We start from the raw sequence: 26,953 nt of genomic DNA, 5'->3' as shown, positions 1-26,953 counted from the left end.
CGATCAAGGATCGATCAGGCGACCGGTGGCGTGCGCTTGCCGGCGTCTTCGTCTTCTTCCGACGCCTGCGCGTCGGCGGCCTGGGCGGCAGCGTCGGCATGGCCATCGGCGATCGGGTCGACCGGCGCCGGCACGACTGCATCGGCGACCGGCGCAGCGGCGTCCACCGGTGCGGCCTCGACAGCCACCGGGGCGGCCGGCTGCTCGACGACCGGGGCGACTTCAACCTCGGCCTTCGGCTCGGCTGCCGGAGCAGCTTCAACCTCGGCCTTCGGCTCGGCTGCCGGAGCAGCTTCAACCACCGGCGCAACATCGGCCACCACCGGCTTCGGCTCGGCCACCGGCGCAGCTTCGACTACCGGGGTCGGCTCAGAGACCGGGGCGGTTGCGACTACTGCGGCCGGTTCAGCGACCGGAGCTGCTTCGATCGCCGCAGCGGTCTCCACCAGCGGCGACTTCGCCTCGATCACCGGAGCCGCTTCAGGCGCCGGCTGCACCGGCGTCGCTGCGTCGATGGCATCCAGCATGCTGGTCTGCACCGGCGACGGGGCCGGTTCGGCCTTGGCGACTGCTTCCACCGCAGCCGGAGCCTGCACTGCGGCGGCCACCGGAGCGGCTGCTTCGACCACGGGGCTGCTCACGGCAGCAACCGGGGCAACCGCGGCAGCCACTGCAACCGGCGCACGTGCCGGCTTGCCGGCATCTGCAGCGACCGGCTCGACGTCGTCATCGAAATCGAATTCCGGCTGCGAACGCGACGGCTGCACGGCAGCTGCCGGTGCGCCGACCGGAGCCGGGGCCGTCGGCTCGACGGAATCGCTGTCGTTGTCCTCGCCCTCGGCATCATCGCCGTCGTCCAGGTCATCGCCCAGCACGTCGCCGCCAGCGGCGTTCTCGGCGCCACCGCGACGACGACGACGACCGCCACGACGGCCACGGCGGCGGCGGGTTGCGCCTTCACCGGTCTGGTCGCCTGCGGCATCGGTAGCAGCATCTTCGGCAGCCCCGGTCGCAACCACGACCTCGGCATCGGTCTTCGCGACGGTGTCCACGGTGGCGACAGTGCCGGCCACGTTTTCAGTGGCAACGGCCGGTGCCTGTGCCTTTTCTTCCTGCACCGCGACGGTGGCGGCAACTGCGGTCGTGGTGGACACGGCTGCTGCTGCGGTCACGGCATCGGCCGGTGCTTCGGCAGCGGCGCGCTGCGGCTTCTCGGCCGGCTTGTCACCGTCCTGCGGGCGCGGCTGCCTCGGCTGCTTCAGCTTCGGCTGCTGCTGGCCCTGTTCGTTGCGCGGCTTGTTCTGCTGCGGCTGCTGCCCATCCTTCGGCTTGCCCTGCTGCTGCGGCTGCTGCTGGCCATTGCCATTGCCATTGGCCTGGTTGCCGCCGTTGCGGCCATCCTTGCGCTGTTCACCGCGGTCCTTGCGGTTGCCGCCGTCCTTCTGCTGCTGCGCGTTGCCATTGCCATTGCCGCCATTGCCGCGGCTGTCTTCGCGACGGTCCTTGCGGTCCTTGTTGCGATCCTTGTTGCGGTCACGGCGGCCGCCATCCTGCTGCGGCTGGCGTGCGGCCGGTGCCGGTGCGGGGGCCGGTGCCGGCTCGCCGCCAAAGATGCGCTTGAGCCAGCCGACGACGCCGCCACTGGCGGCGGCTGCCGGGGCCGCTGCGGCCACCGGTGCCGGTGCCGGGGCGGCGACCGGTTCCACTTCCTCGCGCACCGGGGCGGGCGAGTTGTGCTTGACCTGGGTCACCATCGGCGGCGGGATGTTCAGCTGGCCCTTGGTCAGCGCGTGCACCGGCAGCTTGCGCGGGGTACCGCGCTGGTAGCTCGGCTTGCCGCTTTCCTCGCCCAGCTCGTTGTCGCGCAGGCGGGTGACGGTGTAATGCGGGGTGTGCAGCTGTTCGTCGGCAACGATCACGATCGGCGCCTCGTGGCGCTTCTCGATTTCGCCCAGCGCGCCGCGCTTTTCATTCAGCAGGTAATTGGCGATCTCCACCGGGGCCTGTACCAGCACCTGCCCGGTGTTCTCCTTCATCGCATGCTCTTCGGCGACGCGGATGATCGACAGCGACAGCGACTCGACGCTGCGCATGCGGCCATGGCCGTCGCAGCGCGGGCAGACGATCTGGCTGGATTCGCCCAGGCTCGGGCGCAGGCGCTGGCGGCTCATTTCCAGCAGTCCGAAGCGCGAGATGCGACCGACCTGCACGCGTGCACGGTCGTACTTCAGTGCGTTGGCCAGGCGGTTCTCGACCTCGCGCTGGTGCTTGTTGGAGGCCATGTCGATGAAGTCGATCACCACCAGGCCACCGAGGTCACGCAGGCGCAGCTGGCGGGCCACTTCCTCGGCTGCTTCCAGGTTGGTCTGGAACGCGGTGTCCTCGATGTCGCTGCCCTTGGTGGCGCGCGAGGAGTTGACGTCGACGGCAGTCAGCGCTTCGGTCTGGTCGACCACGATCGAGCCGCCCGACGGCAGGCGCACGTTGCGCTCGTAGGCGCCTTCGATCTGCGATTCGATCTGGAAGCGGTTGAACAGCGGGATGTCGTCCTTGTAATGCTTGAGCTTGCGCAGGGTCTGCGGCATCACCTGCTGCATGAACTCCTTGGCGTGCTCGTACATCTCCTCGGTGTCCACCAGGATCTCGCCGATGTCGGCGCGCAGGTAGTCACGCAGGGCGCGCACGATTAGGCGCGATTCCTGGTAGATCAGGAACGGGGCCGGCTTGCTCAGCGCCGCTTCGGCGATGGCGCGCCAGACGTTCAGCAGGTAGTCCAGATCCCACTGCAGCTCTTCCGCATCGCGGCCGACGCCGGCGGTACGGATGATGACGCCCATTTCGTCGGGGATGTTCAGCTTGTCCAGGGCATCCTTCAGGGCGGCCCGGTCTTCACCCTCGATGCGACGGGAGACACCGCCGGCACTGGGTGAGTTCGGCATCAGCACCATGTAGCGGCCGGCCAGGGAGATGAACGTGGTCAGGGCTGCGCCCTTGTTGCCACGCTCTTCCTTGTCGACCTGGACGACCACTTCCTGGCCTTCCTTCAGCAGCTCGCGGATACCGGCCTTGTTGTGGTCGACACCGGCCTGGAAGTAGTCGCGGGAGATTTCCTTCAGCGGCAGGAAGCCATGGCGGCCACCACCGTATTCGACGAAGGCCGCTTCCAGCGAAGGCTCGATGCGGAAGATCCGGCCCTTGTAGATGTTGGACTTCTTCTGTTCCTTGGACGGCTGCTCGATGTCGATGTCATACAACGACTGGCCATCCACGATGGCAACACGCAGCTCTTCAGCCTGCGTGGCGTTGATCAGCATTCGCTTCATTGTTGCGTTCCTCGCAAGCGGCTACCGCGCGGAACGCCATGGGGTTTCGCCTCTGGACACGGCTCGCCGCCCATTCGCGCAAGCGCGGGGAGGGCGGCTTGGGTTTCCAGCGCTACGACACCACGGCAGGCCGCGGGAGCGCTTCAATTTTCTGGTTTTGGGTGTTGCAGGGCCGGCGGCAGCTGTCAGCCAGGCTGGAGCGCCGCACGGGACATGTTCAGCGCGACTGCGTGTCAGGCAATCGGCGATGGCCGGGAACGCCGGTGAGCCGCTAACATGGCCGCCCCGCGGGCGGTGGTCGCGCACTGTGCCGGATTCGTCGGAAGCTGGGCTTCTGGCCCTGAGTAACTTCCAACGAAATCAATCCCTTATCTCGCCCCCCGAGTGTAACAGAATAAACAGGCTGATGACTGCACAAGACCCCACCAAGCCGGCCGGCGACAAGCCTTCCGTGCGCATGATCACCGTTCCGGCCGACCGCGCCGGCCAGCGCCTGGACAATTTCCTGCTCGGCCAGCTCAAGGGTGCCCCACGCAGCCTGGTCTACAAGCTGGTCCGCAGCGGCCAGGTGCGCATCAATGGCGGCCGCGCCAAGGCCGAGCGCAAGCTGGAGGCCGGCGACGAAGTGCGGATTCCGCCGGTCCGTCTCAGTGAAGAGGGAGACAAGGCCGGTCCGCCCGAGGCGTTCATGCGCCGGCTGGAGCAGGCCATCGTCTTCGAAGATGCCCGCCTGCTGGCGCTGAACAAGCCGACCGGTGTCGCCAGCCACGGTGGCAGCGGCATCAGCTTCGGCGCCATCGAGACCCTGCGTGCGCTGCGCCCCGGGCAGACCCTGGAGTTGGTCCACCGGCTGGACCGTGACACCTCCGGCCTGCTGATCGTGGCCAAGAAGCGCTCGGCGCTGAGTGAACTGCAGGCGCTGCTGCGTGAAGACCACGGTGCGGGCATCCGCAAGCGCTACCTGACCCTGTTGGCCGGGCGCATGCCGGATGGGGTGATGACGGTCGACGCGCCGCTGCACGTGGGCCTGCGCCAGGGCGGCGAGCGTCATGTGCAGGTCAATGCGATCGGCAAGGAATCGATCAGCCATTTCCGGGTGCTGGAGCGCAAGGGTGGTCATTCCTATTGCGAGGTGCGCATCGAAACCGGCCGCACCCACCAGATCCGCGTGCACGCCCAGCATCTGGGGCATCCGGTGGCCGGTGACGACAAATACGGCGATCCTGCGGTCAACAAGCGGCTTCGTGAGCAGATCGGGCTGAAGCGCTTGTTCCTGCATGCGGCGTCGCTGGAGTTCGCGCTGGACGAGGGCAAGAGCCCGTATGTGCTGAACGCGCCGCTGGCCGATGAGCTGGTCGAGGCGCTGGATCGACTTCGCTAAGGGCGGTTCGGCGGCGCCGGGCGTTTGGCTGGAGCCGTCGTTTCCCTGCGATAAGGGGGCTTGTCACTTTCTTTGCTCGTGCAAAGAAAGTAACCAAAGAAACACGCCACCATCCGCGAGCCAGCGCTGCGCGCCGATGCCCTGTGCTCCTCGGTCCGCCGAGGGGCGGCGCGGAACTCGCTGCGCTCAAACACCCGCGCCTCTTCGCCCTCGCCGGACCTGCGGTGCTCGGCTCGCTACAAGGCGGACCCGACAGCCGCAGCGTAGACCCCAGGCTGCACGCAGCCTTTGTAGAGTCGAGCAACGCTCGACTCACGCGCGCAGCGCGGGCTTCGCTTTTAATCCTTCATCGCGCGGCTGGCACGCACGGAAGAATGAGGGGCACGGGCGGGGTCAGTTCGCGGGGGTGTCCGCGGCATGGATGCCGCGGCCAAGCCTCCAGGGACGGATTAACGGCGTCCCCCGCGAACTGACCCCGCCCGGGACCATTCAGAAAGGTTCGGGTGCCAGCCGCGAGGGGGCTCAGCCCGTTGGCCGGAAATCCCTCACCACTTGAACAGCACCAGGCTGATCGCCAGCGTACCCATGCCGGCCACCAGGCCATAGACGGTCTCGTGGCCCTTGGCGTAGCGCTTGGCCGCCGGCAGCAGCTCGTCCAGCGCCAGGAACACCATCACACCGGCAATCAGGCCGAACACCCAGCCGAACGTGGCGTGGGACAGCGAGCCGGACAGCAGTACATAGCCGATAGCCGCGCCGACAGGCTCAGCCAGGCCTGAAAGCAGGCTGGCGGCGAACGCATAGAACTTGTTCTGCGTGGCGAAGTACACCGGTACCGCAATGGCGATGCCCTCGGGAATATTGTGGATGGCGATGGCGAAGGCCAGCGGCATGCCCACCGACGGGCTCTCCAGCGTCGCGAAGAACGTCGCCAGCCCCTCCGGGAAGTTGTGCGCCGTAATCGCTACCGAGGTCAGCAGGGCGACCCGCTTCAGGTATTCGCGGCTGTTCTCGCGGAAGGCCGGGTCCTGCTTGTCCAGGCTGTCATGCGGGTTGGGAATGAAGTGGTCGATCAGCACGATCACCACCACGCCCAGCAGGAACGCGAGCGTGCCGTAGGTGAAGCCGGTGCGCTCACCACAGGCCAGCGCGAACGAGGCGATGGATTTGTTGAGGATCTCCGACAGCGAGACGTACACCATCGCGCCGCCGGCAAAGGCCAGGCCGAAGGCCAGCAGGCGCGGATTGGGGCGACGCGAGAACAGCACCAGCAGGCTGCCGATGGCGGTGGCAAGGCCCGCAGCGAGGGTGACCGCCAGGGCGATCCAGATGTTTTCGGGGGGAATCTGCAGCATGTACCGACGCGTTCCTTGTCATCAAGCAATCGCCCCGGCACGGGCCGGGGCGGCAAAGGCGAGGCGGGCGTCGGCTGGCCTCGTCATCGGCCCGCGATCAGCCGCCGCGGCGCAGGCTTTCTTCGATGGCGAAGCACTGGTCCGGCTTGGGCTGCGGCGGGTTGAAGCTGACCGGCACCTGGATCGTGGCCGGTACGGCCTCGCCATTGCGGGTGGCTGCCTTGAACTGCCAGCCCTGCACGGCGGTCTTGGCCAGATCGTCCAGCTGCGGGTTGCCCGCGCCGGTCAGCAGGGTGACCTCGCTGGGTTTGCCGTCGGTGCCGATCACCACCTTGAAGGTGCTGGTGCCGCCCACGCCGGTGCAGGCGAGCTCGAGCGGATACTGCGGCGGCGGGGTCTTCACTGCGGCCACCTCGGTGGGCGGGGCGGCCGGCGGTGCCGGCGGCTCGGAAGAACCACAGCCGGCCAGGCCGGTCGCGGCGAACAGGGACAGGCTCAGCAATCGCACATTCATTTCAGTTGCTCCGTCAGGGCCGAAGTCTTCGCTGCGCAGATGAAGTCGTTCTCGCTCAGGCCGCCCACGTCGTGGGTGGAGTAGCGGACGACGGCACGGTCGTAGTGGACGCCGAGGTCCGGGTGATGGTCCTCGCCGTGGGCGATCCAGGCCAGCGCGTTCACGAAGGCCATGGTGGCGTAGTAATCCTTGAAGCGGAACGTGCGCACCAGCGCCTGGCCGGCTTCGGCCAGCTCCCAGCCGGGAACCTGCGGCAGCAGTTCGGCCAGCCGGGCCTCGCCCAGCTTGTGGTCGCTGCCCTTGCGCGGCACGCAACGGGCCTGTGCCAGCGGAATCAGGTCGGCCATGGGTTCCTCCACCTCGTGTTGACTGAACAATGCGCCGGCCGGTGTATAAAACGAATGAGCGGCTGACGCTTACTTGGCTAGAATAGCCTGATGATCCAGATCTCCGACACTGCCCAGACCCATTTCCGCAAGCTGATCGAACGCGAGGGCGTGCCCGGCATGGGCGTGCGCTTGAGTGCGGTCGATCCTGGCACCCCGCGTGCCGATGCCCGGCTGGAGTTCGCCGAGCTGACCGATCTGCTCGGCGACGAGTGGGCGGTGGACTGTGATGGCTTCACCCTCTATGTCGACGCAAGCAGCGTTGGCTGGCTCGATGGCGCGGAGATCGACATCGTGCCCGGTACCGCTGGTACCCAGCAGCTGACGATCAAGGCGCCGCGGATCAAGGGCGAAGCGCCCGGCGATGCCGCCTCGCTGGTCGAGCGCGTGCATTGGGTGGTGGAAAACGAAGTCAATCCGCAGCTCGCTTCGCACGGTGGCAAGGTCGCCGTGCAGGAAGTCTCGGCCGACGGCGTGGTGCTGCTGCGCTTCGGCGGTGGCTGCCAGGGCTGCGGCATGGCCGACGTCACCCTCAAGCAGGGCATCGAGAAGACCTTGATGGGCCGTGTGCCGGGGGTGACCGCCGTGCGTGATGCTACCGATCACGACAGCGGCCACGCTCCGTATATTCCGCGCGGCAACGCCGCCTGATCGCCAACGCGTGCCTCTGCCCAGAGCCGAGCAACTCATCGACCTGCTGCTGGCGCGCCAGCAGCGACCGCCCATCCTCGAGAAGAGCACCGGCCTGCCGTACGGCTGGGCGATCTGGCTGCGGACGCTGACGCCGCTGCCGCGTCCGTTCCACGCGCGCGAGGTGATTGCAGTGCTGCTGCCGCGGCCGCTGCCCGGGCCTCCGGGGCGCTTGCCGGGGCTGGGGCCATGGGCGTCCCTGCGCCGCCTGTTCTGGCAGGACTGGGATCCGGCGCCGCGTGACCAGCGCTGGATGCGCTGGACCTCGGCGCTGCTCAGCGCGTTGCTGCATCTGTTGTTCTTCCTGCTGCTGCTGTGGGTGGCGGTGATCCGCACGTCTTCGCCGGACGAGCAGGGCAGCGAGGGTGAGCGCGTGCAGATTGAATTCGTCGGCCGTGCTGCACAGGAAGGCGGCGGCGACCAGCCCGGTACCGAGGCGGCTGCCGCCGCAGAGGCCGGTGCCGCAGCCGCAGGCCAGGATGCCGGAGCGGCGACAGCGCCCCGGCCGCAACCGTCTGCACCTGCGCCGTCTTCCACTGCCGCTGCCACGGCACCGACCGCCAGCGTGCCGCCGCCGCCCGAGGTGGAGCCGGCGCCGGTGGCCGCACCGCCGCCCTCACCGGTACAGGCCACCGAAGTTGCAGAGGCGACCGCCGAATTCGTGGTGCCGCCGGTCGCACTGCCGCGCACCGAGGTCAGCATCGTGCCTCGCGACACCATTCCGACGGTACGCGAGCGCAGCGTGCAGCCGGTACAGGCTGCGCCGATGGCAACGCCGGTACGCACGCCCGAGGTGGCAGTGCAGGCTCCCCGCGTGCGCGATGTACAGGTGCAGGAGCGCGAAATCAGCACGGTCGAAGCGCCGCTAGCGCCGCAGCCGATGCGCACCACCGACATCCAGGTACGCGTGCCGCAGCGCGACGTGCAGGTGCGCGAGCGCGAAGTGCGGGCGATGACCGATCCGCAGGTGCGCATGGCCACCGTCGCAGGGCGCGAGCCCACGGTGCGTGCGCCTGCCGGGCGCGAGGTGCAGGTGCGCGAACGGGAGGTTGCTGCCGCTCCGCAACCTGCCGCGTCGACTGCGGCAGGCAGCGCGACCACGCCGACGCCGGCACCCGCCGGCAGTTCGGCCCAGAACAGCGCCAGCGTGGCGCGCCCTGCGACGACCAGCACCGCCGCCGCACAGGCGGGCGCCCGTCCGGCACCAACCCCAGGCAACTGGGCAACGCCCGCACGCGGTGACGACTGGGGCGCTTCCAGCCGCAATCGCGACGGCGCCAACCAGGGCGCAGCGCAAACCAGTGCGGGCAAGGGCGATGGTCTGTTCAACGCTGACGGCAGCGTACGCGTGGCCGGCCAGGACGGGGCCGGCAAGGCCGAGCGTGGCGCACCCGGTGGGGCCAACGACGGCTGGAGCAAGGAGCGCATCGCCGAGTCCGGCAAATGGCTGAAGCGGCCGCCGTACGACTACACGCCTACCTCGTTCGACAAGTATTGGGTGCCGCAGGAATCGCTGCTCGCCGAATGGGTGCGCAAGGGCGTCAAGGCGATGGAGATTCCGTTGCCGGGTACCAGCACGAAGATTTCCTGCGTGATCTCGATCCTGCAGGCCGGTGGCGGTTGTGGCCTCACCGATCCGAACATGCAGGACCAGCCGGCAGTGGCGCGTCCGCCCCCGGATATCCCGTTCAAGAAAGAGCTGCAGGACGATAACGGCAGCCGGTAGCGGCCCCGGTTGTCTCCGCCGGAGCCATCGCAGGCTCTCGTCGTGGCCGTGGCGCGCCTGGGTAGATGCCAACCTTGGTTGGCACGGAAGCGCCGACCAAGGTCGGCCTCTACCAGGTCATTCGCTCTGTGACAGGAACACCCAGAACGGGACGTCGCGGCCTACCCAGTCACGGCTCGCTTCATCCAGGATGTCCAGCAGCGTGTCGAACTCCTTGCCTGCACCGGCACGCAGGGCATCGACGTCGGCCAGGAACAGCGCATAGCCATGGGCCGGCAGCCATTGCAGGTCGCGCAGGTTGTCAGACAGGGCGTCCCAGTTGCCGCCGAAGCCGGCAGGGAAATCAAGCTGGGCGGCCAGCCGCGCCAGCAGGGTGCGCTTGTCGCCCACGCCATCCAGGTCGATCCGGATCACCTTCAGGTCGGCATCGCGCATCGCTGCCGACAGCGCGCTGATATCGGAGCTGTCGATCGCGTAGACGCCGGCATTGTTGATGTCATGCAGGCCGAGGCCGAAATCATCGTGGCTCATGGGCGTTCTCCGGAGGCCGGTACGGTGAAGCTGCGGAACGATTCGTAGTGATCATCGGTGTAGTACCAGGCATCGGGCGGGTTGCCACCGGTGACGATGCGCCGCGCGCCGCGGTTGCCTGCACCGGGCGTGTCGACGGTGTACTCGCGGTAGTAGCCACGCGGGCGCTGTGGCAACTGTTGTTCGCGGTTGCCGAAGGTGCTGCCATCCTGCCGATGCGGGAACGGACCGCCGCGCTGGATCAGCGCGATGGTCTGGCGGGCCTCGGCCGGAAGGAAGGCGGGCAGGCCGCTGTCGCTGTCGCTGTTGCTGCGCAGCGTCGGTGCGTTGGCCGCCGGAGTGCCCTGCAGGTCGGGGGCGAACTGCGGCGGCGGCGGCCGCTGCAGGAAATGATTGGCGACCAGGCCGAACAGCAGCAGGACGATGGCAGTGATCAACAGCCGGGGGTTGCGCATGGGCAGGAGCAGGCGAGGGTGGTGCGCCCACTGTAGCGCCTGCGCGCTGCACCCTGCATGAGGGCGCGCGCCGCGTCACCGCTGCGTAACAATTGCCGGCATGCTCACCTGCAGGACGCAATTTCCTTTACATCCCCCTTGGTAATCTGGCGGTCTGTCCCCATCATTCACCGCGCAACGCCCGACACCGTCGGGTGCCCTCGCAATCAGGAGATGCATCATGGCCTATACCCTGCCCAAGCTGTCCTACGCCTACGACGCGCTGGAACCGCATATCGATGCGGCGACGATGGAAATCCATCACACCAAGCATCACCAGACCTACATCAACAACGTCAACGCGGCGCTGGAAGGCACCGAGTACGCTGACCTGCCGGTCGAAGAACTGGTGAAGAAGCTGAAGTCGCTGCCGGAGAACCTGCAGGGTCCGGTGCGCAACAACGGTGGCGGCCATGCCAACCACTCGCTGTTCTGGACCGTGATGGCTCCGAATGCTGGCGGCAACCCCGTGGGCGACGTGGCCAAGGCCATCGACAAGGACCTGGGCGGCTTCGACAAGTTCAAGGACGCCTTCACCAAGGCTGCGCTGACCCGTTTCGGCAGCGGCTGGGCATGGCTGAGCGTGACCCCGGACAAGAAGGTCGTGGTCGAGAGCACCGGCAACCAGGACAGCCCGCTGATGGAAGGCAACACCCCCATCCTCGGCCTGGACGTGTGGGAACACGCGTACTACCTGAAGTACCAGAACCGTCGTCCGGAATACATCGGCGCGTTCTTCAACGTCATCGACTGGAACGAAGTCGAGCGCCGTTACCAGGAAGCGATCGCCTGAGAACGGTAGCGCCGGGCCATGCCCGGCGGCTTCAACAGAAGGCCGGGGGAGACCCCGGCCTTTCTGTTTGCGCATCGGTAGTGCCGGCCGCTGGCCGGCAACCTCATGGTTCTCATTCGGTGGTGGCAGCCACGTCCTGCAGCCGCAGCGTCGCCATCACGCCCAGGCGCAGGCCGGGCAGGTCGCCATCGGCGGGCAGCATGATCGCCTGCTGGCGGATGCCGCCGAAATGCTTGACCTGGAACAGCACGTCCAGCCCATGGCCACTGGCGCCGCCGCCGCTGGCCGCCGGTGCGCCGGGATTGCGCCGGGCCGGCTGGAAGCCGGGCGTGCTGCGCACCAGCTCGACGGTGCTTGCGGAAAAATCCCCGGCGATCAGGCTCGGCATGCCCTCGGCCGTGGCGCCGATCCAGGTCATCAGGTCGCTGGTCTGATGCTGCCGGGCCGTGGCCTCATCCGGCTCCGGCCGCAGGCGCGCGACGTAAACGTTGACGTCGTTGTCGCCCAGCCGCAGGCGCATCATGCCGGCGGCACTGAAGGTGCCCGGCGGATGCAGCAGGGTGACGCCGTCCTCGCTGACCGGCAGCCGGCTGAGCATCGCGTTGCCATGCCGGACCGGCTGGCTCGGCGGGTCTGCGGTGACGAAATCGCAGCTGTAGCGCAGCCGGCTGGCCAGCCAGCAGGCCGGGTTGCGCCCTTGCTGCTGCAGGACCTGCTGCACCGAGATCACATCCGGCTGCAGATCGGTCAGCAGCTGCAGCACCTGTTCGCGGCGCTGCTTCCATTGCCCTTCATCACGGCTGGGCAGTTCCAGCGCGGCGACGGTCAATTGCCGCACCTCCGTGGCAAGGCCGGCGGCCGGCGGCGCCTGCGGTCGTGCCAATGCAGGCACGGCCAGCATGAGGGCAAGGCTGCTGGACAGGATGCGGGCAAAGGGGAGGGGGCGCATAACGATAAGTTTACGCTTTTGCCGTGCAGGTTCCGTGACTTCCGGCAGGGCCGCCCATGCCTGCCATGCTTTGGCGCGCCTGTCATGCAGCCCTGCAGCGTGCTTCGCACGCACAGGTTCCGGTACTCTTGCGCCTTTCGTTTTGCAGGAATGCCTTACAGGATGAGCCACGACGCAGTCGCCCCCATCGCCGGCCAGGGAAAGATGCCGCGCCAGATCCCGTACATCATCGGCAATGAGGCCTGCGAGCGGTTCAGTTTCTACGGGATGCGCAACATCCTGGTGCAGTTCCTGATCACCTCCCTGCTGCTGCAGGAAATCACGGCCGAAGGCCGTGCCGGTGAAGCCAAGGACATCATGCACAGCTTCATGATCGGCGTGTATTTCTTCCCGCTGCTCGGTGGCTGGCTGGCCGACAGGTTCTTCGGCAAGTACCACACCATCCTGTGGTTCAGCCTGGTCTACTGCATGGGCCATCTGTGCCTTGCGCTGTTCGAGGGCAGCCGTGGCGGCTTCTTCCTCGGCCTGGGCCTGATCGCGCTGGGTGCCGGTGGCATCAAGCCGCTGGTGGCCTCGTTCATGGGTGACCAGTTCGACCAGAGCAACAAGCACCTGGCCAAGATCGTCTTCGATGCCTTCTACTGGATCATCAACTTCGGCTCGTTGTTCGCCTCGCTGCTGATCCCGCTGGCGCTGAAGAACTGGGGCCCGCAGTGGGCGTTCGGCATTCCGGGCATCCTGATGTTCATCGCCACCTTCGTGTTCTGGCTGGGCCGCAAGCGCTACGTGCTGGTGCCGCTGCCGCCGAAGGACCCGCATTCGTTCGCCAACGTGGTGCGCACCGCGCTGACCACGCAGGTGGCCGGCCAGGGCCGTCCGGGCCTGGTGATCGCCGTGCTCGGCCTGGTGCTGGCGGTGGCCTCGTTCGGCCTGGTCGGCTCGCTCGGCATCGTGATCTGCCTGTGCCTGGCGCTGGTCTCGATCCTGGCAGGCATCGGTGGTGGCACCTGGCTGCAGCTGGACCGCGCGCGCGGCCAGCATCCGGCCGAAGCCGTGGAAGGCGTGCGCTCGGTGCTGCGCGTGCTGGTGATCTTCGCCCTGACCACGCCGTTCTTCTCGCTGTTCGACCAGAAGGCCTCGACCTGGGTGCTGCAGGGCCAGCAGATGCAGATGCCGAGCTGGTTCACCGCCTCGCAGATGCAGGCGCTGAACCCGCTGCTGGTGATGATCCTGATTCCGTTCAACAACCTGGTGCTGTACCCGGCCCTGCGCCGCTTCGGTTTCGAGCCCACCGCGCTGCGCCGGATGACTGCGGGCATCGCTTTCAGCGGCCTGGCCTGGATCGTGGTGGGTGGCATCCAGGTGGTGATGGATGGCGGCAATGCGATGTCGATCTTCTGGCAGATGCTGCCGTACGCCCTGCTGACCTTCGGTGAGGTGCTGGTCTCGGCCACCGGCCTGGAGTTCGCCTACAGCCAGGCCCCGCAGGCGATGAAGGGCGTGGTGATGAGCTTCTGGAACCTGACCACCACCATCGGCAACCTGTGGGTGCTGCTGTCCAATGCGGCCGTACGCAACGATGCGGTGACCCACAAGATCGCCAGTACGGGCCTGAGCGAAGCGGCATTCCTGATGTTCTTCTTCGCCGGTTTCGCTTTCGTCGCGGCGTTGGCCTTCGGTTGGTATGCGAAACGCTATCGTATGGTCGACAACTACCGCACCGCCTGAGCCTGACATGACCCCCGTCAATCTGCTGTTGATCGCCATCACCGCCATCCTGTCGTGGATGGCGTTCAACAACCGCAAGCTGGCCGACCGCCTGATCCTGTGGCCGCCGGCGGTGGATCGCCACCGCCAGTACGACCGCCTGATCACCTACGGCTTCATCCATGCCGACTGGTCGCACCTGATCTTCAACATGATCACCCTGTTCTTCTTCGGGGGGTTCATCGAGAGCGTGATGGTGCAGCTGACCGGCAGCTACCTGGTCTACCCGGCGTTCTACATCGGTGCGCTGCTGGTTTCGATCCTGCCCAGCTACCTGAAGAACCAGAAGAACCCGAACTACCTCAGCCTCGGTGCGTCCGGGGCGGTGTCGGCGGTGCTGTTCGCCTTCATCCTGATCAAGCCGTGGTCGATCATCCTGGTGTTCTTCATCCCGGCGCCGGCGATCGTCTATGCCGCGTTCTACGTCGGCTACAGCATCTGGATGGACAAGCGCGGTGGCGATCGCATCAACCACAGCGCGCACCTGGCCGGTGCGGCGTTCGGCGTGATCTTCATGCTGGCCATGCAGCCGGGCATCTTCAGTCACTTCCTGCGCGAACTGTCCAACCCGACCTTCCGCCTCGGCGGCGGCTGAGGGTGGCCGGGGTCGGATCCACTGGATCCGGCCCCCGGGGCTGCGGCCCCGCTCCGGGTCAGGCCCGGGTCTGCTGACCGTAGGTATCAAGCAGGCGGGAGAAGACTTCCTCGCCGATGCTCTGGAACGCCTGGTCTTCGGTCTGTCCCTCCACGGCCAGTTGCAGCAGGCCCTCCAGCAGGGCGTGATCGGTATCGGATTGGGAATCGCTGGGGTGCATCACGGGCCTCCACGGCAGATCGCTTGGTCAACTGTCGCAAGGGGCATGCCAGGCTGGCGCACCCCTGCAGAGGGGTTAGCGGCCGGTTGGCCTGAAGCTTGAGGGCAACAACTGACGCAACGGGCGCAGACTTGTCCCTGTTCAGACTTCACGCGATCATGGCGCCCGCGTGCGCACCATCCACGCAGTCGCCGCAGGAGACAGTCCCATGGCTTCGGTCACGCCCCCCGGTCTGGCTTACGAGGTCGAACACGATCAGGTCAACCACCGTTTCACCGCCCGTGTGCGTGGGCAGGTGGCACTGTTGGAGTACCAGATCAAGCGCAGGCGGATGGTCATCACCCATACCGAAGTGCCCGAGCCGATCGCCGGCCGCGGCATTGCCGGTGAGCTGACCCGGGTCGCACTGCGTTTCGCCCGTGAACAGAAGTACAAGGTGGTGCCGGCATGTGCCTATGCCGAGGCCTTCCTGCAGCGGCACGAGGAGTACCACGATCTGCTTGTGGGCTGAATCCAGCGGGCCACCCTTCAGCCAGGGCAGGCGATGATGCATGAACATGAACAGGGGATCCCGATGAAGATTGGAAACAACCGGCCACTGCACGCCAGCGTGCTGGCCGGCGCTATGGGCGTGCTGTTGCTGGCCGGTTGCCAGCGCGAGAACGAGGCGGCGCCGGCCACCGATGCCGCACCTGCGGCCGAAGCCACCGGCACCGCCGAGGCACCGGCAGCGGAAGCGCCGTTGGATCTGCGCGATGTGATCGAGAACAACGAACGTGAAGTGGTCGGCATCAGCTATCCGCCGGGCATCGATCGTTATCCAGGCCTGGCACGTGCGCTGCAGGCCTATGCAACCTCGGCCCGCAGCGATCTGCAGCAGGCGCTGGACGGGCTGGGCAATGACAAGCCGACCATGCCCTATGAGCTGTCGCTGAGCTTCGAGAAGCTGCTGGAGACGCCGCAGCTGGTGGTGGTCAGTGCCGACGGCAGCCGCTACACCGGCGGCGCCCATGGCGAACCGCTGGTGGCTCGTTTCGTGTGGCTGCCGGCGCAGCAGCAGATGCTGAGCGCCGACAAGCTGGTGGCCGATGCCAAGGGCTGGAAAGCGATCAGCGATTTCGTCGCCGACCAGCTGCGCGAGCGTGTGGCCACCCGCCTCAGCGGCGAGGACATGGACCCGTCGCAGCTGCAGGAATCGCTGCGCAATGCCTCGCGGATGATCGCCGACGGCACCGGTCCGCAGGCCGACAACTTCAGCCAGTTCCAGCCGCTGACCGACGACAAGGGACAGATCACCGCGCTGCGCTTCGTGTTCCCGCCCTACCAGGTGGGTCCATACTCGGACGGCACCCAGACCGCCGATGTGCCGGCCTCGGTGTTGTTGCCACACGTGGCCAAGGAGTATGTGGAACTGTTCGCACGCGGGTAACCGTAGACGAGGAGGTGACGTGGATACAGGGTTGCAGGAGCGGGTTGCCGGCCTGCTCCACGAGGCCGGGGTCCAGATCGATGGAAGCCGGCCGCAGGATATCCAGGTGCATGACCCGCGCTTCTTCGCGCGGGTCATCGCGCAAGGCTCACTCGGCCTGGGCGAGAGCTACATGGACGGCTGGTGGGATGCCAACGTCCTCGACGAGTTCCTGTACCACCTGATGCAGGCGCACCTGGACGAGCGGGTGCACGGCTGGCGCGAGGTGGCCGACGCCCTGAAGGCGCGCCTGTTCAACCTGCAGGCCGGGACGGGCAGCTACGAAGTGGGGCGCCGCCACTATGACCTTGGCAATGACCTGTACAAGGCGATGCTTGGCCAGCGCCTGGTCTACAGCTGTGGTTACTGGCGCAATGCCGACGATCTGGATGGCGCGCAGGAAGCCAAGCTGGACCTGGTGTGCCGCAAGCTGGGGCTGCGGCCGGGGCAACGCGTGCTGGACATCGGCTGCGGTTGGGGCGAGGCGCTGAAGTTCGCCGCCGAGCGATACGGTGTCAGTGGCGTGGGCATCACCATCTCGCAGGAGCAGGCCGACTTCGCCCGCAGGCTGTGCGCTGGCCTGCCGATCGAGATCCGGCTGCAGGACTATCGCGAACTTGACGAACCTTTCGATGCGATCTTTTCGATCGGCATGTTCGAACACGTGGGCGACAAGAACTACCGCAGCTTCTTCGACGTGGCCCGGCGCTGTCTTTCGCCGCGTGGACTGCTGCTGTTGCATACCATCGGCAGCAACATTTCGCGTCACCGCACCGATCCGTGGATCGCCCGCTACATCTTCCCCAATTCGATGCTGCCGTCTGCGGTGCAGATCAGCCGGGCGTTCGAAGGGCGCTTCGTGCTGGAGGACTGGCACAACTTCGGTACCGACTACGACCTGACGCTGCAGGCCTGGCGGCGCAACGTGGAAGCGGCGTGGCCACGGCTGGACGCACGTTATGACGAGCATTTCCGGCGCATGTGGCGCTTCTATCTGGCCGGATCGATGGCCAGCTTCCGCTGCCGGCATGCGCAGCTGTGGCAGCTGGTGCTGTCGCCGGAGGGGGTTCCCGGCGGCTACGTGGCCCCGCGCTGACGCCTCCATGGTTTCCCGATCTCAACCACCCGTGCATGACTTGGACCCCAGTGCAGTGGTGCGTGCCCTTCGCAGTGCGCGCGCCGGGGTTGATGCCGCGTTTGCCGGAACGCGTGACGCGGCTGCTGCGTTGGCTGCAGCGGCAGCTACCCTGGAGACGGCGATAGCAGCTCACGGGGAGCATCCACAGCTGTTGACGGGACTGGGTACGGTCGCCTGTGACAGCGGCGAACATGGGCGGGCAAGGGTGCTGCTGGAGCAGGCGCTGGCAGTGGGCAGCCGGGATCGGCATACCGTCTTCAACCTGGGCGTGGCGCTGTTCAACACCGGGTGCAGCGCGCAGGCGAAAGCGGCGTTCACCAGGGCAGGCAGGATGACCGCGTCGCCGGAAACGTGGGAAGCGTGGTTCGACCCACTGGCGCATTGAGCGGCGGGAGCGGACAGGGGAGGGACGGCCCAGAAAAAACCGCCCGGTCTCCCGGGCGGTTTTCGTTTCACGCTATGCGGTGCCGGCGATCAGTTGCCGGTGCCGGTCAGGCCACGCTTTTCCAGCAGCGGTTCGATCTGCGGCTCGTGCCCGGCGAAATCGCGGAACAGCTGCATCGCATCCACGCTGCCACCCTTGGACAGCAGGGTCGCGCGGAAGTGGTCGCCGTTCTTGCGGCTCAGGCCGCCGTTGTCGCGGAACCACTTCTGGGTGTTGGCGTCGAGCACTTCCGACCAGATGTAGGCGTAGTAGCCGGCCGAGTAGCCGCCCATGATGTGGCTGAAATACGGGGTCCTGTAGCGCGGCGGAACCGGCGCATAGTAGATGCCGTCCTTCTCCAGCGCGGCGCGCTCGAAGGCCATCACGTCCTTGGCAGCCGGTACCTGGTCCGGGCCGATCTGGTGCCAGCGCTGGTCGAGCATGGCGGCGCCCAGGTATTCGGTGGTGGCAAAGCCCTGGTTGAACTTGGCCGCGGCCAGCACCTTGTCCAGCAGTGCCTGCGGCATCGCCGAACCGTTCTGGTAGTGCTTGGCGTAGTTCTTCAGGATGACCGGGTTGTCGGCCCACATCTCGTTGACCTGCGAGGGGAACTCGACGAAGTCGCGCGGCACCGCGGTGCCCGAGAAGTACGGGTACTTCACATTCGAGAACATGCCATGCAGGGCATGGCCGAACTCGTGGAAGGTGGTGCTCACTTCATCCCAGGTCAGCAGGGTCGGCTGGCCGGCCGGCGGCTTGGGAATGTTCAGGTGGTTGGCCACCACCGGCTTGAAGCCGGTCAGCTTGGACTGCGAGACGTACGAGTTCATCCACGCACCGCCGCGCTTGGAGGCGCGTGCGTACGGGTCGAAGATGAAGATCGCCAGCTGGCTGCCGTCGGCATCGAACACGTCATAGACGGTGACGTCATCGTGGTAGACCGGCAGGTCGGTGCGCTGCTTGAAGGTCAGGCCGAATTCCTGGTTGGCGGCGAAGAACACGCCGTTCTCCAGCACGTTCTTCATTTCGAAGTACGGCTTCAGCTGCGATTCGTCGAAGTTGTACTTGGCCTGGCGCACCTTCTCGCTGTAGAAGGCCCAGTCCCACGGCTCCAGCTTGAAGGTCGGCTTGCCGGCGGCCTTCTGTTCCTGGTCGATCATTGCCTGCAGGTCGGCGGCTTCGCGCTTGGCGTTGGCCACCGCTGCCGGTGCCAGCTTGCCGAGCATCGCATTGACCGCTTCGGGGGTCTTGGCGGTCTGGTTGGTCAGGTTGTAGGCGGCGAAGTTCGGGAAGCCCATCAGCTTGGCCTTGTCGGCGCGCAGCTGCATGATGCGCGCGACCAGCGCGGTGTTGTCGAACTCACCGCCGCGGCTGCCGCGGGTGGTGGACGCTTCGTAGATCTTCTGGCGCAGGGCACGGTTGGCCAGGTTGGTCAGCGGCGGCTGGCCGGTGGTGTTGAGCAGGGTGATCACGTACTTGCCGTCCAGGCCACGGGCCTTGGCGGCTTCGGCGGCAGCGGCGATCTGCTCCTTGGACAGGCCGTCCAGTTCCTTGACGTCGTTGACGGTGATCGCCGAAGCGTTCACTTCCGACTGCACGTTCTGGCTGAACCTGGTGCCGAGGTTGGCCAGCTCGGCGTTCATTTCCTTCAGCTTGGTCTTGTCGGCCTCGGACAGCTTGGCGCCGGCGCGCACGTAGTTGTCGTAGTACTTCTCGATCAGGCGCACGCCTTCAGCATCCAGGCCCAGGGTGGTGCGGCTGTCATACAGCGCCTGGATGCGCGCGAACAGCTTGCCGTTCAGCGCGATCGCATCGCTGTGCGCGGCGAACTTCGCCGAATAGTCGGCCTGCAGCTTCTTGCGGGTGTCGTTGGTGTCGGCGCCGACCAGGCTGAAGAACACGGTGGTCGCGCGGTCCAGGGTGTCACCGCTCTTTTCCAGGGCGATGATGGTGTTGTCGAAGGTCGGCTTGGCCTTGGTGTTGGCGATCGCCTCCACTTCCTTCAGCTGCTGCGCCATGCCGGCGTCGAAGGCCGGGGCGAAGTCGCTGTCCTTGATCTTGTCGAACTGCGGGAAATGCAGTGGCAACGGGCTGTCGGCGAAGAACGGATTGGCCTGCTGGGCATTGGCAGCGGTGGCCGGGGCGGCGGCGCTGGCCGAATAGGCGGGCAGGGCAAGGCCGAGGGTCATGGCCACGGCAAGGGCAAGGCGGGTGGTCAAGGTCGATACTCCGGTAAGGCAAACAAGGGCCCGAGGGTAACCCGGCCCGGCGCGCCCGCACTTGTGTCAAAAGGCATGTTGGCAAAGCCGCCCCGCAGCAGGGCCACCCCCATGGGTGGCTGCCCGGGTACCATGCAATCACCGCCCACGGCCATCCGCCATGACCACTGCCTACGATTTCAGCTTCCGTGACCTTGAAGGCCAGCCGCAGGCGTTGGCGCAGTACCAGGGCCGTCCGCTGCTGCTGGTCAACGTGGCCAGCCGCTGTGGCTTTACCCCGCAGTACACCGGGTTGGAACAGCTGTGGCAGGACTATCGTGATCGCGGCCTGGTGGTGATCGGATTTCCCTGCAACCAGTTCGGCGCGCAGGAGCCGGGCGATGCCGCGCAGATCCGCCAGTTCTGTTCGATCGATTACCCGGTCAGCTTCCCGCTGTCGCAGAAGATCGAGGTCAATGGCGAGGGTGCCGACCCGCTGTGGGCATGGCTGTCTCATGAGAAGCGCGGGTTGCTGGGTATCGCCCGCATCAAGTGGAACTTCAGCAAGTTCCTGGTCGATCGCCAGGGCCAGGTGGTGGATCGCTATGCGCCGACCACCAAGCCGGAGCAGCTGCGCGGCGGCATCGAAGCGATGTTGTGACCGGTAGCGCCGGGCCATGCCCGGCGACCGATATCCGCCGGGCATGGCCCGGCGCTACCGAGGCGGCTTATTTCTCGACGAACGCGCGCTCGAACACGTAGTGGCCGGGCGTACCGATGCGCGGCGAGGTCTGGAAACCGCGGCTGTCCAGCACGGTGCGCAGGTCGGCCAGCATCTGCGGGCTGCCGCAGATCATCGCGCGGTCGTTTTCCGGGCTCAGCTCGGGCAGGCCGAGCGTGCGCTGCATCTCGCCGCTTTCCATCAGCGAGGTCAGGCGGCCCTGGTTGGGGAACGGCTCGCGGGTCACCGCCGGGTAGTACAGCAGCTTGTCGCCGACCATTTCGCCCAGGAACTCATGCTCGCGCAGTTCCTTCTCGAAATAATCGCGATAGGCCAGGTCCTTTTCGTAGCGCACACCGTGGCACAGGATCACCTTGTCGAAGCGCTCGTAGGTCTCCGGGTCCTTGATCACCGACAGCCACGGCGCCAGGCCGGTGCCGGTGCCCAGCAGGTACAGGTGCTTGCCCGGGTGCAGGTCGCTGATCAGCAGGGTGCCGGTGGGCTTCCTGCCGACCAGTACCTTGTCGCCTGGCTTGATGTGCTGCAGGCGCGAGGTCAGCGGACCGTCCTGTACCTTGATGCTGAAGAATTCCAGCTGTTCTTCCCAGTTGGCGCTGGCGATGGAGTACGCGCGCAGCAGCGGCCGCGCATCGGTCTCCAGGCCGATCATCACGAACTGGCCGTTCTCGAAGCGGAAACCGCTGTCACGGGTGAGGGTGAAGCTGAAGTAGGCGTCGGTCCAGTGGCGGACCTCAAGCACCGTTTCGGCGCCGAAAGCGGAGGACATGGGCGTATCTATCAGAAGTCGTCGGGACAATTCTATCTCAAATGAGACAGGTTCTCATTAGGCGGAACGAGAGGCGTTCTCAGCGATAACCGGCCGCCTGCAGTTCGAACAGTTCGGCATAGCGGCCGCCCTGTGCCATCAGCTGCTCGTGCGTGCCGCTGGCTTCGATCCGGCCATCGGCCAGCACCAGGATGCGGTCGGCCATGCGTACTGAAGAAAAGCGGTGGGAAATCAGCACTGCCGTACGATTATCCGCCAATTCCCTGAACCGCTGGAACACCTCGAACTCGGCGCGGGCGTCCAGTGCCGCGGTGGGCTCGTCCAGGATCATCACCTGTGCGTCGCGCATCCACGCACGGGCGATGGCGATCTTCTGCCACTGGCCGCCGGACAGGTCCACGCCCTGCTGGAAGCGGCGGCCGATCTGCTGGTCGTAGCCGCCGGGCAGGGCAGCGATCACTTCCTCGGCCATGCCGCGGCGGGCGGCATCGGAGATCCGCGCGCGGTCGTCCATCGCTTCGACCTGGCCGACACCTATGTTCTCGCCGGCGCTGAGGTTGTAGCGCACGAAATCCTGGAAGATCACGCCCAGATTGGCGCGCAGGTCGTCCAGGTCGTATTCGCGCAGGTCGCGCCCATCCAGCAGGATGCGGCCTTCGTCCGGTTCGTACAGGCGTGCCAGCAGCTTGACCAGGGTGGTCTTGCCCGCGCCGTTCTCGCCGACCAGCGCCAGTACTTCGCCCGCGTGCAGGTGGAAATCCAGGTGGCGCACGGCCCACTGCTCGGCGTCGGGGTAGCGGAAGCCCACGTCCTCGAACACGAAGCCCTCGCGGATCGGCTGCGGCACGCGCACCGCGTCCTTGCGCGAATGGATTTCCGGTTCGATCTGGAAGAACGAATACAGGTCGTCCAGGTACAGCGCCTGGCTGGCCACCTGCGAGAACCCGATCAGCAGGCCTTCCAGCAACTGGCGCAGGCGCAGGAAGCTGCCGGCGAGAAAGGTCAGGTCACCGATCGAGAAATCGCCACGCACCGTGCGCCAGGCGATATACGCATACGCGGTGTAGTAGCCCAGCGTGCCCAGCGCGGCCAGCAACGTGCCCCAGAACGCCCGCCGCCGGGCAAGCGCGCGGTTGGCCAGGAACAGTGCCGCCGACAGGCTGCGGTAGCGGTCGACCAGGAACCGGTGCAGGTTGAAGATCTTTACTTCCTTGGCTGTCTCCACGCTGGCACCGAGCTGGCGCAGGTAGTCCAGCTGGCGGCGCTCCGGCGTCCACAGGAAGTTGAGGCTGTAGCCGGCCGCATTGAAGTGCGACTCGCCGATGAAGGCCGGCACCAGCGCCAGCGCCAGCAGCAGGATCAGCCACGGTGCGTAGACCAGCAGGCCGACGGCCAGGCTGGCAACGGTGATCGCATCCTGCACCTGGCCGAACAGTTGGCTCATCAGGTTCATCCGGCCCATGGTCTGGCGCCGTGCGCGGTCCAGCTTGTCCTGCAGGTCCGGGTCCTCGAAATCCTCCAGGTCCAGGGTCGCCGCATGTTCCATCAGGCGCACGCTGGTGGCGTTGGCGAACAGCTCCGACAACAGCGCATCGGCGTAGCTGACCAGCCGACCGAGCAGGTCCGAGGCGATCGCCAGGCCGAATTCCAGTGCCAGCAGGCCGAGCAGTGGATTGAGCAGGCCGCTGGACAGCGCCTCGCCCAGCGGCGGAAAACCGGCTCCGTGCTGGCTAAGGTGCAGGGCGGTATCGATGATCAGCTTGCCGACGTACAACATCGCCACCGGCAGCAGCGCACGGATCAGGCGCAGGCCGAGGCTGGCCAGAGTGAGCGCGGGGCTGGTCTGCCACACCTGGCGCAGGAACGGCGGCAGGTTGCGCATCGCCTTGAAGCGTTGGCGCAGGCTGGGTTTCTTGGCGCCGGCAGCGCCGGCAATGGGAGAGGCGGGCATGCCGCCATTGTGCGCGCCTGATACGTGCAGGTGGGGTCAGGGCAGCCGTGTGGGCGCCGGGGTTGGATCCGTTCGCGTTGCGAGGGGATCCGACCCAACCACATCCACGCATGGCGTGGATCTACCGTGTCGACCAAGGTCGACACCTACCAACCCAGAGCAGCAGGAACCTGTCGACGGCGGGGTGGGCCAGGTCGCAGGGGCGTGAGCCGCGTGGATGCGGCGACCGTGCCTACATGAACGTACCTGCAGCGTCCCCTGCGATCTGGCCCACCCCGCCATTCCTCAGTAACCTCGCTGTTGCTGTTGCTGCTGGGGTTTCCGGCCAGCGGCCGGCACTACAGCGGGTGCCGGGCGGCAGCCCGGCCGTCACCCCCCCTTTTACGGCAGCGGTGGCAACAGCCCAGCCCCCAGCCGGTTCCAGGCATTGATCACTGCAATGCCCATGCTCAGGTCGCTGATGCCTTTCTCATCAAAGTGCGGTGCCAGCGCATCGAACGCCGCCTGCGACGGTGCGCCATCGGTCAACCGGGTCAGCGCCTCGGCCCAGCCCAGCGCTGCGCGCTCGCGGTCGTCGAAGAAGCGGCTTTCGTGCCAGGCCGGCAGCGTATCCAGCTTGCGCGGCTCGATGCCGCCCTTGCGCAGCGTGGTGCCGTGCATGTCCATGCAGTAGCCGCAGCCGTTGAGCTGCGAAACGCGCAGGAACACCAGTTCCATCAACGTCGGATCGATCGAACTGTCATGCACTGCCTTGCTGGTGGCCAGCAGGCCCTTGAAGGCCTCGGCGGCCAGGCGGGTGTAGGGAACGCGGGGAGAGGCATGGTCGGACATTTTCGGCTCCACGGCGGCCACGGTGGCCGCCTTTCATTACAAGGACGCCGCAGCATCGCCGCGCGTGACAACCGACGGCAATTTGTTCGGATTGAGCACGCTGTAGAGATGGGCGATGCGGCCATCGACCACCTCGATGGTGGTGATCGAGTGCAGGTGGTCACCTTCAAAACGCAGGATCGCCGGTTCCCCATTGACGTAGCCGAGCTGTGCCGGATGCGCCGCGCCGCGACGGGCGATGGCCCAGAACAGGCGGCCGATGCGTTCGGCGCCCAGCAGTGGCCGCACCGCTGCGGTGACCACGCCACCGCCATCGGAAACCAGCAGCGCGTTGGCATGCAGCAGCGCCTGGATGGCCTCGCTGTCGCCACGCTGGGAAGCATCCATGAAACGGGCCAGCAGCTGTCGGTGCTGGCTGGCATCGGCATTGAAGCGCGGCCGCCCAGACTGCAGGCGCTGCCGGGCCCGGTGCACCAGCTGGCGGCAATTGGCCTCGCTGTGGCCGATCAGCTCGGCAATCTCGCGGTAGTCGTGGTCGAAGGCTTCCTTCAGCAGGAAGGCGGCGCGCTCCTCCGGTCCGAGCTGTTCGAGCAGGGTCAGGAAGGCCACGGAGACGTCGTCGGCCAGCGCGTGCAGCTGCGCGGGGCCGGGCGCCGGGTCGGGTTCGAGGGTGATCGCCAGCGGTTCGGCCAGCCACGGCCCGACATAGTGGGTGCGTTCACGCTTGGCTGCCCGCAGCCGGTCCAGCCCCAGCCGGGTGGTGGTGGTCACCAGCCAGGCCCCGGGGTCGGCGATGGCGGTGGTATCGCTGCCGGCCCAGCGCAGCCAAGCGTCCTGGACCACGTCCTCGGCGTCGCTGCGGCTGCCAAGAAGGCGGTAGGCCAGCGCCATCAGGCGTGGGCGGTGGGTCTGGAAGGCGGTTTCGGCGTTCATGTGGGCAAGGACGCGCCAGCGGGGCGCGGCGTGACAGAGGGCAGGGTCGGATCTTGCCGGCCAGCGGCCGGCACCACCACCCCACGGTCGAGGGAGGGGGTAAAATGGGCGGATTACCCCCGCCAGCCTTCAGCAAGCGAGCAATCCGTGACATCGATCAAGCAGGAAGACCTCATCCAGTCCGTCGCCGACGCGCTGCAGTACATCTCGTACTACCACCCGGTCGACTACATCAAGAACCTTGCCGCCGCCTATGAGCGCGAGGAGTCGCCGGCAGCGAAGGAGGCGATCGCGCAGATCCTGATCAACTCGCGGATGTGCGCCGAAGGCCACCGGCCGATCTGCCAGGACACCGGCATCGTTACCGTGTTCCTGGAAATCGGCATGGACGTGCGCTGGGATGACGCCACCATGGGCGTGGAGGACATGGCCAACGAAGGCATCCGCCGCGCCTACCTGTACCCGGACAACAAGCTGCGCGCTTCGGTGCTGGCCGATCCGGCCGGCAAGCGCATCAATACCAAGGACAACACCCCGGGCGTGGTCAACGTCAAGGTGGTGCCGGGCAACACCGTGGAGGTGATCGTTGCCGCCAAGGGCGGTGGCTCGGAAGCCAAGACCAAGTTCGCCATGCTCAACCCGTCCGACTCGATCGTCGACTGGGTGCTGAAGACCGTGCCGACCATGGGCGCGGGCTGGTGCCCGCCGGGCATGCTCGGCATCGGCATCGGCGGCACTGCCGAGAAGGCGATGCTGCTGGCCAAGGAAGCGCTGATGGAGCCGATCGACATCACCGAGCTGCAGGCCCGTGGTGCGTCCAACCGCATCGAGGAACTGCGTCTGGAGCTGTACGAGAAGGTCAACGCACTGGGTATCGGTGCGCAGGGCCTGGGTGGCCTGACCACCGTGCTCGACATCAAGATCAACGACTACCCGACCCACGCGGCCAACCTGCCGGTGGCGATGATCCCGAACTGCGCCGCCACCCGCCATGCGCACTTCACCCTGGATGGCAGCGGCCCGGTGATGCTGGACCCGCCGTCGCTGGAAGACTGGCCGAAGCTGACCTACGACGCGTCCAAGGGCACCCGCGTGGACCTGGACACGATCACCCCGGAAGACGTGGCCAGCTGGAAGCCGGGCCAGACCCTGCTGCTCAACGGCAAGCTGCTGACCGGCCGCGACGCCGCGCACAAGCGCATGGTCGACATGCTCAACAAGGGCGAGGAACTGCCGGTCGATCTGAAGGGGCGCTTCATCTACTACGTCGGCCCGGTCGATCCGGTGCGCGACGAAGTGGTAGGCCCGGCCGGTCCGACCACCGCCACCCGCATGGACAAGTTCACCGAGCAGGTGCTGGCACAGACCGGCCTGCTGGGCATGGTCGGCAAGGCCGAGCGCGGTCCGGCCGCGATCGAGGCCATCAAGAAGCACAAGTCGGCCTACCTGATGGCCGTCGGTGGTTCGGCCTATCTGGTGTCCAAGGCGATCAAGGCGGCCAAGGTCGTCGGCTTTGCGGACCTGGGCATGGAAGCGATCTACGAGTTCACCGTGGAAGACATGCCGGTGACCGTGGCCGTCGATTCCACCGGCGAGTCGGTGCACAAGACCGGCCCGCGCGAGTGGCAGGCCCGCATCGGCAAGATTCCTGTCGTGGTGGAGTGATCGGCGCGGCGTCGACCACGCTCGTCCGATTGCAGAACGGCGCCGGGGTGGCGCCGTTCTTCGTTCAACGATTGCAACCGCGCGGCTTTGCTAGGGTGTGCGCGTTGCCAGGC

Annotated in this window: 25 protein-coding genes; 12 read left to right on the top strand and 13 right to left on the bottom strand. The window is 66.7% G+C overall.

The features are described from left to right. Positions 1-14 precede the first annotated feature (14 nt). Complete coding sequence (gene rne / locus LMF57_RS13115; protein ID WP_117310823.1) at positions 15-3,323, bottom strand: ribonuclease E; 3,309 nt, start codon at positions 3,321-3,323, stop codon at positions 15-17. 406 nt (positions 3,324-3,729) lie between these two features. On the opposite strand from rne, the gene LMF57_RS13110 reads away from it, so the two are divergent. Further along, positions 3,730-4,704, top strand: coding sequence for an RluA family pseudouridine synthase (locus LMF57_RS13110; RefSeq protein WP_049467068.1), 975 nt, complete (start codon positions 3,730-3,732; stop codon positions 4,702-4,704). Between the two features lie 545 nt (positions 4,705-5,249). Here LMF57_RS13110 and zupT read toward each other — a convergent pair. The 3 genes from zupT to LMF57_RS13095 all read right to left on the bottom strand — a co-directional run bounded on the left by zupT (position 5,250) and on the right by LMF57_RS13095 (position 6,920). Continuing rightward, positions 5,250-6,059 (bottom strand): zinc transporter ZupT, encoded by an 810-nt coding sequence (gene zupT / locus LMF57_RS13105; RefSeq protein WP_229290018.1) that lies wholly within the window; start codon positions 6,057-6,059, stop codon positions 5,250-5,252. Between the two features lie 97 nt (positions 6,060-6,156). Then, entirely contained in the window at positions 6,157-6,573 is a 417-nt protein-coding gene (locus LMF57_RS13100; RefSeq protein ID WP_117310822.1) for an energy transducer TonB, read from the bottom strand. Continuing rightward, entirely contained in the window at positions 6,570-6,920 is a 351-nt protein-coding gene (locus LMF57_RS13095) for a 4a-hydroxytetrahydrobiopterin dehydratase (RefSeq protein WP_025876725.1), read from the bottom strand. The genes LMF57_RS13100 and LMF57_RS13095 overlap by 4 nt, the downstream gene beginning before the upstream one ends. 90 nt (positions 6,921-7,010) lie before the next feature. Here LMF57_RS13095 and LMF57_RS13090 point away from each other — a divergent pair, with 90 nt between their 5' ends. Together LMF57_RS13090 and LMF57_RS13085 are read left to right on the top strand one after the other, a co-directional pair. Continuing rightward, a complete protein-coding gene (locus tag LMF57_RS13090) occupies positions 7,011-7,610 on the top strand; it encodes an NfuA family Fe-S biogenesis protein (RefSeq protein ID WP_117310821.1) in 600 nt (199 codons plus the stop codon). Between the two features lie 10 nt (positions 7,611-7,620). Then, complete coding sequence (locus LMF57_RS13085) at positions 7,621-9,375, top strand: hypothetical protein (protein ID WP_229290017.1); 1,755 nt, start codon at positions 7,621-7,623, stop codon at positions 9,373-9,375. 117 nt (positions 9,376-9,492) lie between these two features. Here LMF57_RS13085 and LMF57_RS13080 read toward each other — a convergent pair whose 3' ends face one another. Both LMF57_RS13080 and LMF57_RS13075 read right to left on the bottom strand, forming a co-directional pair. After that, complete coding sequence (locus LMF57_RS13080) at positions 9,493-9,906, bottom strand: barstar family protein (protein WP_025876732.1); 414 nt, start codon at positions 9,904-9,906, stop codon at positions 9,493-9,495. Further along, positions 9,903-10,361: a ribonuclease domain-containing protein gene (locus LMF57_RS13075; protein ID WP_229290016.1), complete on the bottom strand. Its 459-nt coding sequence runs from the start codon at positions 10,359-10,361 to the stop codon at positions 9,903-9,905. Before LMF57_RS13075 ends, LMF57_RS13080 begins: the two co-directional genes overlap by 4 nt. Before the next feature lie 220 nt (positions 10,362-10,581). Here LMF57_RS13075 and LMF57_RS13070 point away from each other — a divergent pair, with 220 nt between their 5' ends. Further along, positions 10,582-11,193, top strand: coding sequence for a superoxide dismutase (locus tag LMF57_RS13070; protein ID WP_005410310.1), 612 nt, complete (start codon positions 10,582-10,584; stop codon positions 11,191-11,193). A 112-nt stretch (positions 11,194-11,305) separates the two neighbouring features. On the opposite strand, the gene LMF57_RS13065 is transcribed toward LMF57_RS13070, so the two are convergent. Next, positions 11,306-12,142, bottom strand: a complete 837-nt coding sequence (locus LMF57_RS13065) for an endonuclease/exonuclease/phosphatase family protein (RefSeq protein WP_117310818.1) — start codon at positions 12,140-12,142, stop codon at positions 11,306-11,308. A gap of 162 nt (positions 12,143-12,304) precedes the next feature. Here LMF57_RS13065 and LMF57_RS13060 point away from each other — a divergent pair, with 162 nt between their 5' ends. Both LMF57_RS13060 and LMF57_RS13055 read left to right on the top strand, forming a co-directional pair. Beyond that, positions 12,305-13,870, top strand: coding sequence for an oligopeptide:H+ symporter (locus tag LMF57_RS13060; protein WP_208082576.1), 1,566 nt, complete (start codon positions 12,305-12,307; stop codon positions 13,868-13,870). 7 nt (positions 13,871-13,877) lie between these two features. Then, on the top strand, positions 13,878-14,504 hold the full coding sequence (locus tag LMF57_RS13055) for a rhomboid family intramembrane serine protease (protein WP_229290015.1): 627 nt from the start codon (positions 13,878-13,880) through the stop codon (positions 14,502-14,504). A 58-nt stretch (positions 14,505-14,562) separates the two neighbouring features. On the opposite strand, the gene LMF57_RS13050 is transcribed toward LMF57_RS13055, so the two are convergent. Further along, positions 14,563-14,724 (bottom strand): hypothetical protein, encoded by a 162-nt coding sequence (locus tag LMF57_RS13050; protein ID WP_162887673.1) that lies wholly within the window; start codon positions 14,722-14,724, stop codon positions 14,563-14,565. A 208-nt stretch (positions 14,725-14,932) separates the two neighbouring features. On the opposite strand from LMF57_RS13050, the gene LMF57_RS13045 reads away from it, so the two are divergent. From LMF57_RS13045 to LMF57_RS13030, 4 genes are read left to right on the top strand one after another with little or no spacing between them, the layout of a single operon-like run. Next, positions 14,933-15,235 carry a GNAT family N-acetyltransferase gene (locus LMF57_RS13045; RefSeq protein WP_025876743.1) on the top strand — a complete coding sequence of 101 codons (303 nt, stop codon included), beginning with the start codon at positions 14,933-14,935 and terminating at the stop codon, positions 15,233-15,235. Positions 15,236-15,271: 36 nt separating this feature from the next. Next, entirely contained in the window at positions 15,272-16,153 is an 882-nt protein-coding gene (locus LMF57_RS13040; RefSeq protein ID WP_229290014.1) for a DUF3298 and DUF4163 domain-containing protein, read from the top strand. A gap of 19 nt (positions 16,154-16,172) precedes the next feature. Next, positions 16,173-17,288, top strand: coding sequence for a cyclopropane fatty acyl phospholipid synthase (cfa, locus tag LMF57_RS13035; RefSeq protein ID WP_229290013.1), 1,116 nt, complete (start codon positions 16,173-16,175; stop codon positions 17,286-17,288). A gap of 55 nt (positions 17,289-17,343) precedes the next feature. Next, complete coding sequence (locus tag LMF57_RS13030; RefSeq protein WP_229290012.1) at positions 17,344-17,715, top strand: UDP-N-acetylglucosamine-peptide N-acetylglucosaminyltransferase; 372 nt, start codon at positions 17,344-17,346, stop codon at positions 17,713-17,715. Positions 17,716-17,804: 89 nt separating this feature from the next. Here LMF57_RS13030 and LMF57_RS13025 read toward each other — a convergent pair whose 3' ends face one another. Beyond that, complete coding sequence (locus LMF57_RS13025) at positions 17,805-19,973, bottom strand: M3 family metallopeptidase (RefSeq protein WP_229290011.1); 2,169 nt, start codon at positions 19,971-19,973, stop codon at positions 17,805-17,807. A gap of 160 nt (positions 19,974-20,133) precedes the next feature. On the opposite strand from LMF57_RS13025, the gene LMF57_RS13020 reads away from it, so the two are divergent. Beyond that, entirely contained in the window at positions 20,134-20,613 is a 480-nt protein-coding gene (locus tag LMF57_RS13020; RefSeq protein ID WP_229290010.1) for a glutathione peroxidase, read from the top strand. Positions 20,614-20,680: 67 nt separating this feature from the next. On the opposite strand, the gene LMF57_RS13015 is transcribed toward LMF57_RS13020, so the two are convergent. From LMF57_RS13015 to LMF57_RS13000, 4 genes are all read right to left on the bottom strand, one after another. Continuing rightward, positions 20,681-21,460: a ferredoxin--NADP reductase gene (locus tag LMF57_RS13015; RefSeq protein WP_025876750.1), complete on the bottom strand. Its 780-nt coding sequence runs from the start codon at positions 21,458-21,460 to the stop codon at positions 20,681-20,683. A gap of 79 nt (positions 21,461-21,539) precedes the next feature. Further along, the gene (locus tag LMF57_RS13010; RefSeq protein ID WP_229290009.1) at positions 21,540-23,411 is read right to left on the bottom strand and encodes an ABC transporter ATP-binding protein; all 1,872 of its coding nucleotides are present in this window, start codon (positions 23,409-23,411) and stop codon (positions 21,540-21,542) included. Positions 23,412-23,792: 381 nt separating this feature from the next. Next, positions 23,793-24,242, bottom strand: coding sequence for a carboxymuconolactone decarboxylase family protein (locus LMF57_RS13005; RefSeq protein WP_229290008.1), 450 nt, complete (start codon positions 24,240-24,242; stop codon positions 23,793-23,795). 36 nt (positions 24,243-24,278) lie between these two features. Then, entirely contained in the window at positions 24,279-25,175 is an 897-nt protein-coding gene (locus tag LMF57_RS13000) for an RNA polymerase sigma-70 factor (protein ID WP_229290007.1), read from the bottom strand. Between the two features lie 147 nt (positions 25,176-25,322). Here LMF57_RS13000 and LMF57_RS12995 point away from each other — a divergent pair, with 147 nt between their 5' ends. Further along, positions 25,323-26,840 carry a fumarate hydratase gene (locus tag LMF57_RS12995; protein ID WP_025876754.1) on the top strand — a complete coding sequence of 506 codons (1,518 nt, stop codon included), beginning with the start codon at positions 25,323-25,325 and terminating at the stop codon, positions 26,838-26,840. Positions 26,841-26,953 lie beyond the last annotated feature (113 nt).

Source organism: Stenotrophomonas sp. SI-NJAU-1 (genome assembly GCF_020883215.1).
GTDB classification, from domain to species: domain Bacteria; phylum Pseudomonadota; class Gammaproteobacteria; order Xanthomonadales; family Xanthomonadaceae; genus Stenotrophomonas; species Stenotrophomonas indicatrix.
The sequence above is the reverse complement of the archived record's forward strand: the minus strand, read 5'-3'. Positions and strand labels throughout refer to the sequence as shown.